The organism is Nocardiopsis dassonvillei subsp. dassonvillei DSM 43111 (genome assembly GCF_000092985.1).
GTDB lineage: Bacteria > Actinomycetota > Actinomycetes > Streptosporangiales > Streptosporangiaceae > Nocardiopsis > Nocardiopsis dassonvillei.
In genome coordinates this window covers 92,588-107,802 of record NC_014211.1, presented here as the reverse complement: position 1 = coordinate 107,802, position 15,215 = coordinate 92,588, and the positions used below count along the sequence as shown (strand labels likewise).

At 72.9% G+C, this 15,215-nt stretch carries 14 protein-coding genes and 1 tRNA gene; 5 read left to right on the top strand and 10 right to left on the bottom strand.

The genetic code is table 11. The annotated features are described in order from the left end of the window. Nucleotides 1–149 precede the first annotated feature (149 nt). Nucleotides 150–1,517, bottom strand: coding sequence for a D-alanyl-D-alanine carboxypeptidase/D-alanyl-D-alanine endopeptidase (gene dacB / locus NDAS_RS24545; protein WP_013155955.1), 1,368 nt, complete (start codon nt 1,515–1,517; stop codon nt 150–152). A gap of 86 nt (nt 1,518–1,603) precedes the next feature. On the opposite strand from dacB, the gene NDAS_RS24540 reads away from it, so the two are divergent. Further along, nucleotides 1,604–2,131 (top strand): inorganic diphosphatase, encoded by a 528-nt coding sequence (locus NDAS_RS24540; protein WP_013155954.1) that lies wholly within the window; start codon nt 1,604–1,606, stop codon nt 2,129–2,131. Between the two features lie 85 nt (nt 2,132–2,216). Here NDAS_RS24540 and NDAS_RS24535 read toward each other — a convergent pair whose 3' ends face one another. Both NDAS_RS24535 and NDAS_RS24530 read right to left on the bottom strand, forming a co-directional pair. Further along, nucleotides 2,217–2,810, bottom strand: a complete 594-nt coding sequence (locus NDAS_RS24535) for an RNA polymerase sigma factor (protein WP_013155953.1) — start codon at nt 2,808–2,810, stop codon at nt 2,217–2,219. Between the two features lie 34 nt (nt 2,811–2,844). Further along, on the bottom strand, nt 2,845–3,051 hold the full coding sequence (locus NDAS_RS24530) for a hypothetical protein (protein ID WP_013155952.1): 207 nt from the start codon (nt 3,049–3,051) through the stop codon (nt 2,845–2,847). Between the two features lie 546 nt (nt 3,052–3,597). On the opposite strand from NDAS_RS24530, the gene NDAS_RS24525 reads away from it, so the two are divergent. Next, a complete protein-coding gene (locus NDAS_RS24525; protein WP_013155951.1) occupies nt 3,598–4,206 on the top strand; it encodes a cupin domain-containing protein in 609 nt (202 codons plus the stop codon). A 22-nt stretch (nt 4,207–4,228) separates the two neighbouring features. Here NDAS_RS24525 and NDAS_RS24520 read toward each other — a convergent pair whose 3' ends face one another. Both NDAS_RS24520 and NDAS_RS24515 read right to left on the bottom strand, forming a co-directional pair. After that, nucleotides 4,229–4,618 (bottom strand): hypothetical protein, encoded by a 390-nt coding sequence (locus NDAS_RS24520; protein WP_013155950.1) that lies wholly within the window; start codon nt 4,616–4,618, stop codon nt 4,229–4,231. A 37-nt stretch (nt 4,619–4,655) separates the two neighbouring features. Further along, complete coding sequence (locus NDAS_RS24515; RefSeq protein ID WP_013155949.1) at nt 4,656–4,874, bottom strand: hypothetical protein; 219 nt, start codon at nt 4,872–4,874, stop codon at nt 4,656–4,658. 169 nt (nt 4,875–5,043) lie between these two features. On the opposite strand from NDAS_RS24515, the gene NDAS_RS24510 reads away from it, so the two are divergent. The 3 genes from NDAS_RS24510 (at nt 5,044) to NDAS_RS28745 (ending at nt 6,412) form a co-directional block, all read left to right on the top strand. After that, the gene (locus tag NDAS_RS24510) at nt 5,044–5,877 is read left to right on the top strand and encodes an exonuclease domain-containing protein (RefSeq protein WP_013155948.1); all 834 of its coding nucleotides are present in this window, start codon (nt 5,044–5,046) and stop codon (nt 5,875–5,877) included. 101 nt (nt 5,878–5,978) lie between these two features. Continuing rightward, nucleotides 5,979–6,146 (top strand): hypothetical protein, encoded by a 168-nt coding sequence (locus NDAS_RS28750; RefSeq protein WP_156095244.1) that lies wholly within the window; start codon nt 5,979–5,981, stop codon nt 6,144–6,146. Nucleotides 6,147–6,268: 122 nt separating this feature from the next. After that, the gene (locus NDAS_RS28745) at nt 6,269–6,412 is read left to right on the top strand and encodes a hypothetical protein (protein ID WP_013155946.1); all 144 of its coding nucleotides are present in this window, start codon (nt 6,269–6,271) and stop codon (nt 6,410–6,412) included. A gap of 63 nt (nt 6,413–6,475) precedes the next feature. On the opposite strand, the gene NDAS_RS24495 is transcribed toward NDAS_RS28745, so the two are convergent. The 5 genes from NDAS_RS24495 to topA all read right to left on the bottom strand — a co-directional run bounded on the left by NDAS_RS24495 (nt 6,476) and on the right by topA (nt 15,126). Next, nucleotides 6,476–6,551 (bottom strand) — tRNA-Thr (locus tag NDAS_RS24495). Nucleotides 6,552–6,646: 95 nt separating this feature from the next. Then, nucleotides 6,647–8,170: an alpha/beta hydrolase gene (locus NDAS_RS24490; protein WP_013155945.1), complete on the bottom strand. Its 1,524-nt coding sequence runs from the start codon at nt 8,168–8,170 to the stop codon at nt 6,647–6,649. A gap of 328 nt (nt 8,171–8,498) precedes the next feature. After that, a complete protein-coding gene (locus tag NDAS_RS24485; protein WP_013155944.1) occupies nt 8,499–9,671 on the bottom strand; it encodes a DNA polymerase III subunit delta' in 1,173 nt (390 codons plus the stop codon). A 210-nt stretch (nt 9,672–9,881) separates the two neighbouring features. Further along, nucleotides 9,882–12,005 (bottom strand): dTMP kinase, encoded by a 2,124-nt coding sequence (gene tmk, locus NDAS_RS24480; protein WP_013155943.1) that lies wholly within the window; start codon nt 12,003–12,005, stop codon nt 9,882–9,884. A gap of 280 nt (nt 12,006–12,285) precedes the next feature. Further along, complete coding sequence (topA, locus tag NDAS_RS24475) at nt 12,286–15,126, bottom strand: type I DNA topoisomerase (protein ID WP_013155942.1); 2,841 nt, start codon at nt 15,124–15,126, stop codon at nt 12,286–12,288. Nucleotides 15,127–15,215: the final 89 nt, after the last annotated feature.

The window sequence follows — 15,215 nt, the reverse complement described above, 5'->3', positions numbered from 1 at the left end:
GGCGCGGGACGGCACGGGGATCAGGGTGGGAATTCCGGGTACCGCCCGGGATGACCCTGAGGACGACCGATTTCCCCGATTCCTCCGGTGTCACCGACGGGTTCCGCGCCGCCGGGTCGCGCGGCCGGGGGCGTACGCGTGGTGACCGGTCAGGAGCAGCCGCACTGGCTGAGCGCGGAGGCCAGGGGGTCCAGGCGGGAGCCCACTGCCTGGGGGTGGTTGGCCATGAAGGCGAACAGGAACAGGTTGCCCTCCTGGTCGTGGACGGTCCCGGCCAGGGTGCTCACCCCGTTCAGGGTGCCGGTCTTGCCGCGCACCAGCCCCGCGCCCTCGTGCGCCGCGGAGTAGGCCGAGTAGCGGCCCCCGCTGGCCAGGGTGCCCGTGGAGTTGGCCGTGGGCAGCCCGGTGATGGCGGCGTTGAGGTCGGGGCGGTCGTCGCTCGCGGCCAACCGCAGCAGCTCCACCAGGGCCCGCGGTGTGATCCTGTTCTCGGTGCTCAGGCCGCTGTTGTCCGACAGCCGCACGCCCTGCACGCCCAGGCCCTCCATCACCTGGTGGGTGGCCGCCGCGGCGCCGTCGAAGGAGGGCTCCCCGTCCAGGGCGATCGCGGTGACCCGCCCCAGCGCCTCGGCCATGTTGTTGTCGCTGGCCAGCATCATGTGCTCGACCAGCGCCGACATCGGGGGCGAGTCGACGCTGGCGACGGGCTCTCCGGAGGCCCGCTCCTCGGTGGGCGAGCCCTCGACCGTGATCCCCGCCTCCTCCAGTTGTTCGGCGAAGGCCTCGGCGGCGAACAGGGGCGGGTCCGGCACGCGCGACCCGTAGCCGCTGGCCTCGGGGGAGAACCTCCCGGAGTCGATCATCAGCGCGTGCACCGTGGCGGTGCTGCCCTCGGTGACGTAGTTGGGCTTCCAGCCGGGGCCGCTGTCCAGACCGGTGAACAGCGAGTCGTCGTAGCCGAGGGAGACCGTGTCGACGCCCTCCGCGCCAAGGGCCCGCGCCGTGCGCTCGGCCAGCTCCTTCAGGGTCGCTACCTGCGGGTAAGCTGCGGAGTCGGCGGTCGTGGTCAGGGTGACGTCGCCCTCTCCGCGCAGCACCACGCGGTCCTGTCCGGGAACCAGGTAGGCCTCGGTGCTCAGCACGTGGTCGGGTCCGACTGCGTCCAGTACGGCGACGGCCGTGGCGATTTTCGTGGTCGAGGCCGGGGTCACGGGGGCGTCCGGGTCCAGCTCGAAGAGCGTCTCACCGGTGGCGGCGTCCACGACGAAACCGGAGAGGCCCTCCTCGATCCCGGAATCCGACATGGGATCATCGAGGATGTCCGCGATCCGTTCCGGGTCCGCCGGAGTCGAGGCCGCGGGTTGCGCCGCCGCCACGCCCTCGGCGTCCGTGACCGGGTTGGGCGCCGCGGGAAGGGGCCGCGCCCCGATCACGTCGAGGGCGACAAACCCGGCAATCAGCACGAATATGTTGAGCAGGGCCAGCGCGAGGAGCGCCTCGCCTCGTACCCGTCGCACTCGGGGGCACCTGCCCTTCCTTCGGTGTAGCGGCCTGACGTTGTAGTTATACGGCGACATTAGTCGCATTGGGAGCCGAGATCAGCATGGAATTCGACGTTACGATCGAGATCCCCAAGGGGGAGCGCAACAAGTACGAGGTGGACCACGAGACCGGTCGTATCCGTCTCGACCGCATGCTGTTCACCTCCACGACCTACCCCGCCGACTACGGGTTCGTCGAGGGGACCCTCGGCGAGGACGGCGACCCCCTGGACGCCCTCGTCCTGCTCAAGGCCCCGACGTTCCCGGGCTGCCTGATCCGGGCCCGCGCCATCGGCATGTTCCGCATGCGCGACGAGGCGGGGGGCGACGACAAGCTGCTCTGCGTCCCCGCGACGGACCCGCGCCAGGAGCACCTGCGTGACATTCACCACGTGAACGAGTTCGAGCGCCTGGAGATCGAGCACTTCTTCACGGTCTACAAGGACCTGGAGCCCGGCAAGTCCGTGGAGGGCGCCACCTGGGTCGGCCGCCACGAGGCCGAGCAGGAGATCGTGGCCTCGGTCAAGCGCGCCGAGGAGGCCGGCGTGCACGGCGACGCCTCGCACATCTCCGAGGTCAAGGAGAGCTAGTCGGCTCCCGAACACACGTGTCACGGCGTCGCAGCGACGGCCCGGCGGAGGACTCCCCGCCGGGCCGCGCCGTGTCCGGGCGGCCTCAGCGCTGACCGTGCGAGGCGACCGCCCCGGGGCCGGGCAGGGGCTCGTGCGCGGAGTCCTTGGTGAGCACGTACCCCGCCAGCACGATCAGCAGCAGGGCGAACAGCAGCGCCAGGGCGACGGGCAGCAGGGAGGCCAGGCCGCGGGTCAGGAGCGGACCGCTCGGCGGTTTGGGGAAGCCCTCGCGGTCGAAGCGGTCGGCGCGCACGGCCACGTGCGTGCGGTAGCCGTCGAGTTCGGGACCGACCATGCCGTTGAGCACGCGCGTCGGGACCAGCGCGGTGTTCTCCGGCAGCCCCAGCTCGGCCGGGGCGCCGGCCTGCGGGCCGTTGGCCCGGTGGCGGGCGCACTCGGCCTCGGCGAGCGCGTGCAGCCACTCCCCCAGCCGATCGGCGTCGGCGAGGCGCCCGATGTGCGCGCGGGCGACGATCAGCGTGTCCCTGAGCACCACGTGCGCGGCGTCGCGGTCGCGCAGGACCAGGATGCAGCGCCGGTACAGCTCCGCTCCGTACGCGTCGAGAAGCCTGGCGTAGGCGTCCTCCGGCGGAGTACGGCCGGAGCGCAGGGCGTGGAGAAGATCCCGGTCCGTCATAGACCAAGAATCTACGCCGCGCGCGGCACGGTGCTCACCGCTTTGTCGAATCCGGTGGCGGCGGGGCGGGCCCACCGGCTCGGGAGCGCAGCCACAGCAGCACGAAGGTGAGCGCGGTCAGGACGGCGACGAGCAGGGCCTCCCCCGGTCCGAGGAAGCCGAGCGCCATCACCCAGGCCGCCGCGACGACGAGCGCGCGCACCAGGACGCGCGCCCACAGTCCCGGCGCCTCGGTGCTCAACTGCGCCTTCCGGGGACGGATGCCATAACGGCCGCTCCTGTCACTACGGCTGGGGGATGGAGCCCTTTCCGGCGGTGGCCGCACACCGTACTCGGGTTCCACATGTCACCACCACGGAGCGCCGCCCGCAACACGCCCCGCGAACGCCGGGGTGAGGGGGGCGACACGCGGGGCCACCGCACCGTCGCTTGACTCCTCCCGGCCTTTGCTGGTCTCCTTACACCCATGTATCCGCGCACGCGCACCGACGCCATGGCTCGTACGGCCCCCGGGGCCTCCTGCCGCCTGGCCCGTGCGGCGTGTCCGTGTTGTCGTCGCTGAGTCGCAGCCGAGGCGTCCTCGTACGCCGCCGACCGACCGCGTGCCCCTCCGCGCCCCCAAGTCCATCGTGGACGCCGGGCGCTGGGCACCTCCCCGCAGGGTGATCTCCGTCTCCGCGTGAATCCGCGGGGCCGCTCCCCCTGCCGCCCCGGCGCACCGGGGCTTCCAGACGACATCCGCGCGCTCCCGTTCCCGGGGCGCGCACACGTGAAGGATCCTCTCACGATGCCCCAGCGCACTCTCTCCGGCACTGCCGTACTCCCCGCTCCCCACAACGCCACCGCACCGGCCGCCGCTGCACCGGCCGCCGCCGCACCGGCCCCGTCGTCCGCGCCGTCCCCGAGGAGCGCGCCCGTCTCCCTGGAGGGGATCGGCGACGTGGTGGACGCCGGACGCCGCTCCGGCTACGCCCACCTGGGCGAGCGCCGCATGCCGACCCTCGGCCGCCTGGTGACCGCCGCCCGGGGCGCCGCCGCCTCCCTGGGCGGGCCCACGCTGCGGCCGTCCCGGCGGGGGCGCTGGCAGCTCGTCCCCCGCGCGGCCCGGCGCCAGGCGGGCGGCAGGCTCCGCGTGACCGCGGTGGCCCTCGAACCCAACAGTTTCGTGTCCGGACCCGCCCCGCACCCGTCCCGACAGCACGGCATGGAGGTGCTGTACCTGGTCAGCGGGCGCGCGCACCTGATCGCCTCCGCCTCGGACGGGCAGATGCGCTCGGCGTCGGAGCTGTCCGCCGGCCGGGCCCGGGTGGTGGGCTCCGCCGAGGGCAGCGGTGGCCGCCACCACCTCGTCAACACCGGCGACGAGGTGGCCGTGGTGGTCCGGGTGACCGCCTGAACGGGCGCACGGACACGCGAACTCACTCATCGCCGCCCCGTTCGGTCGCGGCCGCGCGCAGGGCGGCGTCGACCGCCTCGACCGACCTGAGGACGGCGGCCATGCGCTGTCCCTCCGCGAGGTAGGCGTTCATGACCTGGTCGAGGGCGTGGGGCGGCATGTGGTCGCGCAGGTCGACCCGGGCGGTCCGGTAGCCCTCCCGGGCGGCCTCCAGCGCCGAGGAGACGTACTGGTGGGCCAGCCGGGACAGGGCGACCGGATGGCGCCTCAGGACGCCGTGCAGCCGGTAGTCGGCGGGCACGTGGTCGAACAGCCACACCAGGGCCGTTTGTTCGAAGGAGTCCGCCCCGGGCGGGTGGACGCTCGCGGGCCAGTCCGGCGTCAGCGACTGATCGGGCATGCCTCCGATCATACCCGCTGTTCGAAAACCTGTTCGATGCGGCCAGGGGTCAGTCCACGGTCCCGGAGGATCCGGGCGTCCCGCCCTCGGCGGACTCGCGTCTCTCCATCTCCACCCGGATGGCCTGCTCCGCGGCGTCCACGGCGGCACGCGCGGTGATGGCGTTCGTGTGCGCCCGGTCCAGCTCCTCCAGGAGGATGCAGTCGAAGGAGACGCGGGCGTCGTGAATGGCTGCTTCGAGTTGACGTGATGCCTCTTCCAGACTCATGTCCCTCTTCCTTCCCCAGAAGTCGGCACTTGCACATCAAGGGCCCCAGGCGTCTCCCGCCGCGGTGCGCGCGGCACGCTCTCCCGGCGGACTGTCCCCCCGCCGTTCTACGATGTCCACGAATCGCCGCTGTTCACGGCGGTGTCGACCGTCCGACCGAGAGGATCCCATGCGCAACCGCTATCCCGGGACATGCACCGACTGCCAGTCCTCCGTCGGCGCCGGTGAGGGTGTCGTCGTCAAGGAGGGCGGCCGGTGGCGCACCTACTGCGCGGAGCACGAGCCGCGCCCCACCCCTCCCGTCCGGGGCGGCCACCCCGGCTGGCACACCACTCCCCTGCTGGGGTTCGACACCGAGACCTCCTCCCGCGACCCCGACACCGCCTTCCTCGTCTCGGCCGCGCTGGTGGACCGCGAGGGCAAGGCCCGCACCTGGCTGGTGGACCCGGGCCCCCGCGAGATCCCCGCGGACGCCGTCGCCGTCCACGGCATCAGCACCGAGCGGGCACGGGCCGAGGGCCGCCCCGCCGGGGAGTGCCTGGAGGAGATCGGCCAGGCACTGGCCGACCAGCTCTCCTCGGGGCAGGGGCTGGTGGTCTTCAACGCCCCCTACGACCTCCGGGTGCTCTCCGGGGAGATGCGGCGGCACGGGCTGACCCCCCTCGCGGAACGCCTGAGCGGCCCGCTGGCGCCCGTGGTGGACCCGCTGGTGATCGACCGGGGCGTGGAGCCCTACCGCAGGGGCAAGCGCAACCTGGGCGCCATGTGCGAGTACTACGGCGTGGAGCTGACCGACGCCCACACCGCGGCCGCCGACGCCTCGGCTGCGCTGGCCCTGGCCGAGGAGATCGGCGCCAGGCACCCCGAACTCGCCGCCGTCAGCCTGGCCGAGCTGCACCAGCGCCAGGTCGACTGGTCCCTGGCCTTCGCCCGCAACCGCCAGGAGTGGATGGACCGCAGCAAACCCGGCCACGGAACCGTGGTGGACGGCACCTGGCCCTGACGGGCCGGTCCACGGCGGTGCCGGTGCGCCGCGCGGGGCCCGTGCGCTCCCGGCGTGTGCGGTCGGGCGCGGAAGCGGGTAGGCCCCGAAGAGACGCGATCTTGGGGGACGACATGGTCTACTTCATCCTGGTGCTGCTGGCGATATGGCTCATCCTCGCCATCCTGGGCATGGTCATCAAGGGCCTGCTCTGGCTCGCCGTCATCGGCGCCGTCCTGTTCGTGGCCACCGCCGTGTGGGGCTGGTTCCAGAACCGGCAGCGCGCCTGAGGGCGGCGCGGGGCCCGGGCCGGACGGCGGTACGGTCCGCGAGGCGCCTCGGGCCCCCGCGGGCCGTCGGGGTCGAAGGGTCGTGGACGCCCCGGGAGCTGTGACACGGCTTCGTGCCGCCCATGTCCGCCAACGGCGTCCACTTGGACATCGCGCGGTTGGTCGGGCACAGCGGCACGGCCGCGACCGAGCTCGTCCACCGCGAGGAGCTGCGGCCGGTGATCACCGAGGGAGCCCACATCATGGGGGACCTCTTCGCCGAGTAGGCATTGGTCACCCAATTGGTCACCAACGCGAAACGCCACCCCGGACCGGGGTGGCGTTTCGGCTGGAGCCGCCTGTCGGAATCGAACCGACGACCTATTCATTACGAGTGAATCGCTCTGCCGACTGAGCTAAGGCGGCGCGCCGCCGCGTGTTCCACGCGGCGATGCGGTCACCATTCTAGCCCCTCGGCGGAGTGCCGGGGACACGGCGGCCTGCTCACCCGGCCGCCGGCCTCAGGCGCAGGCCATGCCGTCCTCGGGCACGGTGAGGTCGACCAGGTAGGCGTCCACCATCGCGTCGACGCACTGGTCGCCCATCCGGTAACCGGTGTGTCCGTCGCCGTCGCGGGTCACCAGGAAACCCGAGTCGAGCTGCTCCGCGAGCGCCTCGGACCACGCGTACGGGGTGGCCGAGTCCCGGGTGGTGCCCAGCACCATGACGGGCGCGGCTCCGTCCCCGTCCAGCTCCACGGGCGGGTCGACCGCCTCCTCCGGCCAGTACGCGCAGGGCAGGGCGCCCCACGCCAGGCTGGGGCCGAAGATCGGTGACTCCTCACCGGCCCGGGCCGCGGCCTCGGTGTAGGCCTCCACGTCGCGCGGGCTGGGCGAGTCGGAGCAGTTCACCGCGATGAGCGCGGCCGTGGAGTTGACGTAGGCGTCCGTGTCGCTCCGGCTGTAGAGGTCGTCGGCGAGCTGGAGCAGAAGGGTGCCGTCGCCCTCCGTACCGGCGGTGAGGGCCTCGCGCACGCGCGGCCACCAGTCCTCGGTGTAGAGCGCGGCGAGCACGCCCAGTTCGGCGCGGGCGCGGTTGACCTCGCGGTCGTCCATGCTGTTGGACAGGGGGTTCTCGGCGGTGTCGGCTAGGAAGGCGGTCAGCGCCCCGATGCCGTCGTCCACGCTGTCGCCGGGGGCGCCGAGCGGGCAGTCCGACCGGCTCAGGCAGTCCTCCACGAAGGCCCGCAGGGCGGTCTCGAACCCGGTCGCCTGCTGCACGCTGAGGTCGAGCTGCCCCTGGCTGGGGTCCACTGCGCCGTCGAGCACCAGCGCGCGGACGCGGTCGGGGAACTGCTCGGCGTAGTGGGCGCCGATGCTGGTGCCGTAGGAGGCGCCCAGGTAGGTGAGCTTCTCGTCGCCGAGCAGGGCGCGCAGCAGATCCATGTCGCGGGCCACGTCCGCGGTGCCCACGTGCCGCATCAGCTCGGGGTGGTTGGCCTGGCAGGCCTCGACGAAGCCGCGGCTGTCCTCCTCCAGCTCGGCCAGCTCGGCCGCGGAGACCTCGGACATGTCGCCGTCGCCCTCGACGCTGTCCACCCCGCCGAGGAACTCGTCGATGCCCTCGGCGTCCAGGCAGGTCAGCGGTGAGCTGCGACCGACACCGCGCGGGTCGAACCCGACCACGTCGAACCTCTCGCGCACCGCGTCGCTGACCGTGTAGGGGGCGTGGTCCACGAAGTCGTACCCGGAGCCGCCGGGCCCGCCGGGGTTGACGAGCAGGGAGCCCAGGACGTCGCCTCCCTCAGAGGGGAAGCGCTTGACCGCGATCTCGATGCGCTCGCCGTCCGGGTCCCCGTAGTCGAGGGGCACCTCGTAGGTGGCGCACTCGGTGCCGGGCGCTCCGCTCTCGCACTCGCCCCAGGCCAGTTCCTGGTCGGCGAAGGCCGCCAGGTCCCCGGAGAGCCCGGGCGCGACGCCTCCCTCCCTCGGCTGGTCGCCCTGCGCCGTGCACGCCGTCGCCAGCAGCACGGACCCGGCGAGCACGGCCGCCCACGGTCCCCGAACCCTCGTCGCCAACGGTGTCCCGCCCTCTCGTCACGTCCGACCGCGACCGACGTGTCGTCGGCGCCGCCCCATTCTCCACGACCGGCGCGGCCCGCACCGGTCCAACTCGCGTTCCTCTCCCCCGCCGGGGCGGTGTCGCGTACCCCTCCCCGCTCCGGCGCGGGGGCCGCCGTCCGGGTGCGGACGCCGCCGCACCGCCCCGCGACGGGTTCGCGCGGAGGGCCGCGCCTGCCACGGGACCGCCGGAACGGTGCCCGGGAAGGGCGGTCCCGCCCGCGGGGGGAGGCCGCGCCCGCGGGGCGGCCGCCTATCCGGCCAGGAGGGCGGAGGTCATGGCCTCCATGGCGATCTGGGGGTGCACGTTCGCGGCGATGCGCTCACGGCACTCCATGATGGCGTCGATCCTGCGCAGCGTGGACTCCGGTGTGCTGGAGCGGGCGACGCGTTCCAGGTCGCCGGAGCGCTCGGCCGTGGACAGCTCCACCCTCGCGCCCAGCTGGAGGGTGAGCGCGTCCCGGTAGAACGCGACCAGGTCGAGCAGGGCGCGGTCGTAGGAGTCGCGCTTGATGCGGGTGGCACGGCGCTTCTGCCGCTCCTCCAGGTCCTTCATCGCCCCCGCGGAGCCGCGCATCGCCTTGGCCACGCCCTTGCCCGTGGAGCCCTCGCCGAACGCGGCCCGCAGCTCCTCCCTCTCCTTCTCGTCGAGCGCCGTGGTGAGGGCCTTGGACTCCTCCTCGGCGATCTCGTAGAGCCGGGCGGCGGAGGTGACGCACGCGCCGAGCCCGTCGAGCCGGGCGGGGATGGACAGCACCTCCTCCCGGCGTCTGCGCGCCTCGGGGTCGGTGGCCAGCTGCCGGGCCCGGTCGATCCGCCCGGAGGCGGCGACCGCCGCGGCGCGGGCGGTCTCGGCGTCGATCCCGTCGCGCTGGACGAGGGCGTCCACCAGCTCCCGGGTGCCGGGCGTGGCCAGGGTGACCATGCGGCAGCGCGAACGGATGGTGACGAGCAGGTCGTCGGGGGTGGGGGTGCACAGCAGCCACACGGTGCGCGGCGAGGGCTCCTCCACCGCCTTGAGCAGGGCGTTGGAGGCGGCCTCGGTGGCGCGGTCGGCGTCCTCGAACAGCACGATCCGGAACCGGCCGCCGGAGGGTTTGGAGCCTGCGCGCAACACGAGGTCGCGGGTGGCGGCCACACCGAAGCTCAGTCCGCTGGGCCGCACGTACAGCACGTCGGGGTGGGTGCCGGCGAGGGTCTGGTGACAGGAGGCGCAGTGCCCGCAGCCGCCGTCCCGGCACTGGAGGGCGGCCGCGAAGGCCCGGGCGGCCTCCGAGCGGCCCGAACCGGGCGGCCCGGTGAACAGCCAGGCGTGGGTCATCCCCGTGCCCCGTCCGCCGGAGACGAGGTCGGCGGCCCCGGCGACGGCCCGCTGGAGCTGGCCCACCGTGGACCGCTGGCCGATGAGGTCGTCGAAGACCGTCATGCTTCCCTCCCACCGCTGGTGCTTCGGTCTTCAGGATAGGAGTCGGCGCCGACGTCCGGACCGTTGTCCACAGGCCGCTCTCCCCCGGCGCTGCGCCGGACCCGGGTCGGCCCGCTCCGGAGCGAGCCCCGCCCGGACACGGGCGAGGGCTCCCTCCCCCGAGCGGGGCAGGGAGCCCTCGGCGTGTCGGACGGCCCGGCCGCCTCGGCCTCAGCCCTGTCCGACCTCGTCGTTCCTGATCACCGGGATCATGCCGGTGACGGCCTCGGCGCTGCTCGGGACCGGGTCGGGCAGCAGGGAGCGCACCCGGCGCTGGATCTCGCGGGTGATCCTGTCCTGCGGCTCGCGGGCGTCGAGCACCAGGTAGCGCTCCGGCGCGGCCCTGGCCAGCTCCAGGAAGCCCCGGCGGACCCGGTCGTGGAACTCCGCAGGCTCGCCCTCGATGCGGTCGGCCGGGCCGCCCAGGCGGGACAGGCCGTCCTCCGGCCGCACGTCGAGCAGCACCGTCAGGTCCGGAACCAGGCCCTGCGTGGCCCAGTCGCTGATCCGGCGGATCTCGTCCGAGGACAGGTCGCGCCCCGAGCCCTGGTAGGCCAGCAGGGAGTCCACGTAGCGGTCGCTGATGACGACCGCGCCGCGCCGCAGGGCGGGCAGGATCTCCTGCTGGACGTGGTCGGCCTTGTCGGCCGCGTAGAGCAGCACCTCGGCGCGCGGGGTGATGTGCGAGTTCTCCCGGTCCAGGAGCAGGCCGCGCAGGCGCATGCCGAGCTTGGTCGCGCCCGGCTGGCGGGTGCCGATCACCTCGAACCCCTGGTCGCGCAGCCACACCGTCAGCTCGCGCACCTGGGTGGACTTGCCCGCGCCCTCGCCGCCCTCGACGACGATGAACGCGCCCGCGAGCCTGGCCTCCTCGTCCTCCTCCGGCGCGATCGCGACGCCGCGCAGCGCCGCGAACAGCTCCGGGAGCAGGCCGGGACCGGCCTCGGGGTCGTCCCGGCGGTTCATCCGCCGGTAGCAGACCAGCGCCACGACCAGGACGGCCAGGCCGGAGAGCATGAGGACGAGGCCGCTGCCGCGCAGGTCGTAGCTCAGGGGGCCGACCGGGATCCGGTAACTGCCGATGAGCCCGGCGGCCAGCGGGGCGAGCACGGCGGCGCCGACCAGGGTGACGCGGGCGGCGCCGTGCAGGAAGGCGAAGGCGGAACCCCGGTGCTCGTCCTCCACCTCGCGGTCGAACACCGCCAGGCCGATCACGCAGGCGATACCCGCGCCCACGCCGAGCAGCGCGGTGAGCACGGCGGTGAGCACCATGTCGGCGACGGCCCCGGCGAACAGCAGGGCCAGCCCGGCGAGGGCGATGCTCAGACCGAACAGCCGGCTGCGGCTGAACTGCTTGAGGACGCGCGGCCCGGCGAGCACGCCCAGGGCCATGCCCGCGAAGACCGCGGCGAAGACCACGCCGAAACCGGCGTTGCCCGCGCCCAGGCCCTCGACGTGCACGCGGCCGACACCGATGACCACGCCCCCGGCGGCCACGACGCAGAGCATGCCCGGAACCAGGCCGCGCACGCGGGGCGTGCCGCCCGCGTGGCGCCGACCGGTCCCCAGCGCGCGCAGGATGCCGCTGTCGCGGGTGTCGCTCTCCGCGTCCTTGGAGGGCTTGTGCCTGGGGATCGGCAGCCCGGCGACGACGACCGCCGCGACGACGAAGGTGAGGCCGTTGAGGTAGAGGGCGACGTCGGCCTCGGGGCTGGCCATGGAGGGCAGGAACGCGCCGAGCACGTTGCTGACCGAGGCGAGCGCGGCGAACAGCAGCGCCGCGACGGGCGCGGTGCCGTAGGCGGTGAGCAGGCTCAGCCGGTTCGCCTGCCCCAGCAGCTTGCGGGGCACCAGGTTGGGGACCGTGGCGTCCTTGGCCGGGGTCCAGAACAGGGCGACGACCTCGGCCAGGAGGGTGGCGATGAGGAGCCACTCCAGGGCGAAGCCGGGGAAGAGGAGGCCCACGACCGGGATGGAGACGTACAGCACGGCGCGCAGGACGTCGCCGACCACCATCGTCCACCTGCGGTCGAGGCGGTCGGCGACCGACCCGACCAGGGGGCTGAGCAGGATCGACGGGGCGAGCTTGATCGCCACGACGCCGCTGACGGCCAGGTACTGGACGAGCTGGGATCCGTCGGCGGTGAAGACGGTCGCCAGGGACACCAGTGCCAGCAGGCTGAGCCAGTCGCCCAGGCTGGAGAGGGAGAGAGAGATCCACAGCCTTCGGAAGGGTGTGATCGCAAGAACGTTGCGCGCCTCGGCCGGCGCTCCCAGGGGTGCAGATCTGCTCATAGCGCTCAAGATTATCGGTGAGGGGGAGAGGGAAGGACGGGTCGCGGACCCGCCTCAGAATCGTTGGATGGCTCCGGGGAGCGCGCACGTTTCCGCGTTCCCGTGAGTCCTGCCAAGCGTAGTACGGAAGGCTGCTCCCGCACAGGGGTGAGGCTGCGCCCACCCGGGGTGAACACGCGGGAGACCGCCCACCCGGTCACCCCCGTCGGGAGGTGTCCGGGTGAGCCTACGCGTGCCGGGGCCCGGGAGACGAATCCCGGCCGCTCCCCGCCGCCCGCGTCTACTCCTCCGGGGCGGGGTCGGAGGCGCCGGTCCCCTTGGCCGGTGACTTCCTGGCCGTCGTGGAGGTGGACGCCTTCTTGGCCGCCGTGCCCGTCTTCCTGGCCGTCGTGGAGGTCTTCTTGGCGGGCGCCTTCTTCGCGGCGGGCTTCTTGGCCGCGGGCTTCTTGGCGGGCGCCTTGGCGCGGCGCTCGGCCAGCAGCTCGGCGGCCCGCTGGTCGGTGATCGACTCCACCTCGTCGCCCTTGCGCAGGGAGGCGTTGACCTCCCCGTCGGTGACGTAGGGGCCGAACCGGCCGTCCTTGATCACCATCTTGGCGCCCGAGGCCGGGTCCTCCCCCAGCTCGCGCAGCGGCGGGGCGGCGGCGCGGCGCCCGCGCTGCTTGGGCTGGGCGAACAGCGCCGCGGCCTGCTCCAGTGTGACCGTGAACATCTGCTCCTCGGTCTCCAGGGAGCGGCTGTCGGTGCCCTTCTTGATGTAGGGGCCGAACCGGCCGTTCTGCGCGGTGACGTCCTCGCCGTCGATCTGGCCGACCACGCGCGGCAGCGACAGCAGGCGCAGCGCGTCCTCCAGGGTGACGGTGTCCAGGCTCATCGACTTGAGCAGCGAGCTGGTGCGCGGCTTGACCTTGGCCTTGGCCCTGGTCTTGGCCTTGCCCTCCTCGGCCTCCTGCGGCTCCTCGATCACCTCGGTGACGTAGGGGCCGAACCGCCCGGTCTTGGCCACGATGACGCGGCCGGTCTCGGGGTCGGTGCCCAGCTCCCGGTCGCCGCTGGGCTGGGCGAACAGCTCCTCGGCCTTGTCCACGGTCAACTCGTCCGGGGCCAGGTCCTCGGGCACGTTCACCCGCACGCCGTCCCGGTCCAGGTAGGGGCCGTAGCGCCCCACCCGCAGCACGATGTCGGTGCCGGGCAGCGGCAGGGAGCTGATCTCCTTGGGGTCGATGTCGGAGAGGTTGTCGTTGACCAGCTCCTTGAGCCCGGTCTCCCGCTGGCCCTCGGTGTCCTCGCCGCCGAAGTAGAAGCGGCGCAGCCAGGGCAGGCTCTCGGCCTCCCCCCGGGCGATGTCGTCGAGCACGTCCTCCAGGCGCGCGGTGAACTCGTAGTCCACCAGGTTGCCGAAGTGGCGCTCCAGCAACTGCACCACGGCGAAGGCCAGGAAGGACGGCACCAGCGCCGTGCCCTTCTTGAACACGTAGCCGCGGTCCAGGATGGTGCCGATGATCGAGGCGTAGGTGGAGGGGCGGCCGATCTCGCGCTCCTCCAGCTCCTTGACCAGGGTGGCCTCGGTGTAGCGCGCGGGCGGCCGGGTGCTATGCCCCTCGGCCTCCAGGTTCTGGGCCTTGAGCGGGTCGCCCTCCGACATCGCGGGCAGGCGGCGCTCGCGGTCGTCCAGGTCGGCGGCCGGGTCGTCGGAGCCCTCCACGTAGGCCTTGAGGAACCCGTGGAAGGTGATGACCTTGCCGGTCGCGCTGAACTCGGCGACCTCGCCGTCGGAGGAGGTGCCCTCGATGCGCACGGTGACGGACTCGCCGACCGCGTCCTTCATCTGGGAGGCGACGGTGCGCTTCCAGACCAGCTCGTAGAGCCGGAACTCGGGGCCGGACAGGCCGGTCTGGGCGGGCGTGCGGAAGGTGTCGCCGGACGGGCGGATCGCCTCGTGCGCCTCCTGGGCGTTCTTGACCTTCTTGGCGTACACGCGCGGCTTGTCGGGCAGGTAGTCGCCGCCGTAGAGGCTGCGCACCTGGGAGCGGGCGGCCTTGACCGCGCTGTCCGACAGCGTGGTGCTGTCGGTGCGCATGTAGGTGATGTAGCCGTTCTCGTACAGCCGCTGGGCGACCTGCATGGTCTGCTTGGCCGACAGGCCGAGCTTGCGGGACGCCTCCTGCTGGAGGGTGGTGGTGCGGAACGGCGCGTAGGGCGAGCGGCGGTAGGGCTTGCGCTCCACCGAGGAGACCGAGAACCCGGCGCCGGACAGCCGCTCGGCGAGGCCGCGCGCCGCGGCCTCGTCCAGCTGGCGGACGGGGCGGTCCGAGCGCAGCGTGCCCTGCGGGGTGAAGTCGCGGCCCGCGGCGACGCGGGTGCCGTCCACGGAGACGAGGGCGGCGGGGAAGGTGGCGGGGCCTTCGGCGACACCGGCCTCGGTGGCGTCGAAGAGGGCCTTGAGGTCCCAGTACTCGGCGGAGGTGAACGCCATGCGCTCGCGTTCGCGCTCGACCACCAGGCGGGTGGCCACGGACTGCACGCGGCCCGCCGAGAGCTTGGGCATGACCTTCTTCCACAGCACGGGGGAGACCTCGTAGCCGTAGAGGCGGTCCAGGATGCGCCGGGTCTCCTGTGCGTTGACCAGGCGGGTGTTCAGGTCGCGGGTGTTGTGGGCCGCGCGCTGGATGGCGTCCTTGGTGATCTCGTTGAACACCATGCGGCGGACGGGGATGCGGGGCTTGAGCTCCTCCAGCAGGTGCCAGGCGATCGCCTCGCCCTCGCGGTCCTCATCTGTCGCGAGGAGGAGTTCGTCGGCGTCGGCCATGAGCTCCTTGAGCTTCTTGACGTGCGCCTTCTTGTCGGTGTTGACCACGTAGAGCGGCTCGAAGTCGCCGTCGACGTCCACCCCGAGCCGGGCCCACGCCTGCCCCTTGTACTTGGCGGGGATCTCGGCGGCCTTGTTGGGCATGTCGCGGATGTGGCCGATGCTGGACTCCACGACGTAGCCGCGCCCCAGATAACCGGCGATGGTCTTCGCCTTGGCCGGTGACTCGACGATGACGAGGGCGGTGCCCGCCCCCTGTCGTCCGCTGTCCTTCGAGCCGTTCTTGCCGGCGCTGCCCTTCGTGGGTGGCACGCTCTTCCCCTACGTCTAGCCCTACGTGATCTTTCCGGCCGCGGTCTGTCGGAAGCTCCTGGGAACCGACAGTAACCGAAACTCCAGGC

Excerpts from the sequence above, each read along its gene's own strand:
- NDAS_RS24540 (WP_013155954.1), top strand. The coding sequence starts at position 1,604 with ATGGAATTCGACGTTACGATCGAGATCCCCAAGGGGGAGCGCAACAAG.
- NDAS_RS24510 (WP_013155948.1), top strand. The coding sequence starts at position 5,044 with ATGCGCAACCGCTATCCCGGGACATGCACCGACTGCCAGTCCTCCGTC.
- NDAS_RS24520 (WP_013155950.1), bottom strand. The coding sequence starts at position 4,618 with ATGATCGGAGGCATGCCCGATCAGTCGCTGACGCCGGACTGGCCCGCG.
- NDAS_RS24515 (WP_013155949.1), bottom strand. The coding sequence starts at position 4,874 with ATGAGTCTGGAAGAGGCATCACGTCAACTCGAAGCAGCCATTCACGAC.
- NDAS_RS24525 (WP_013155951.1), top strand. The coding sequence starts at position 3,598 with ATGCCCCAGCGCACTCTCTCCGGCACTGCCGTACTCCCCGCTCCCCAC.
- tmk (WP_013155943.1), bottom strand. The coding sequence starts at position 12,005 with ATGAGCAGATCTGCACCCCTGGGAGCGCCGGCCGAGGCGCGCAACGTT.
- NDAS_RS28745 (WP_013155946.1), top strand. The coding sequence starts at position 6,269 with ATGTCCGCCAACGGCGTCCACTTGGACATCGCGCGGTTGGTCGGGCAC.
- NDAS_RS24485 (WP_013155944.1), bottom strand. The coding sequence starts at position 9,671 with ATGACGGTCTTCGACGACCTCATCGGCCAGCGGTCCACGGTGGGCCAG.
- NDAS_RS24535 (WP_013155953.1), bottom strand. The coding sequence starts at position 2,810 with ATGACGGACCGGGATCTTCTCCACGCCCTGCGCTCCGGCCGTACTCCG.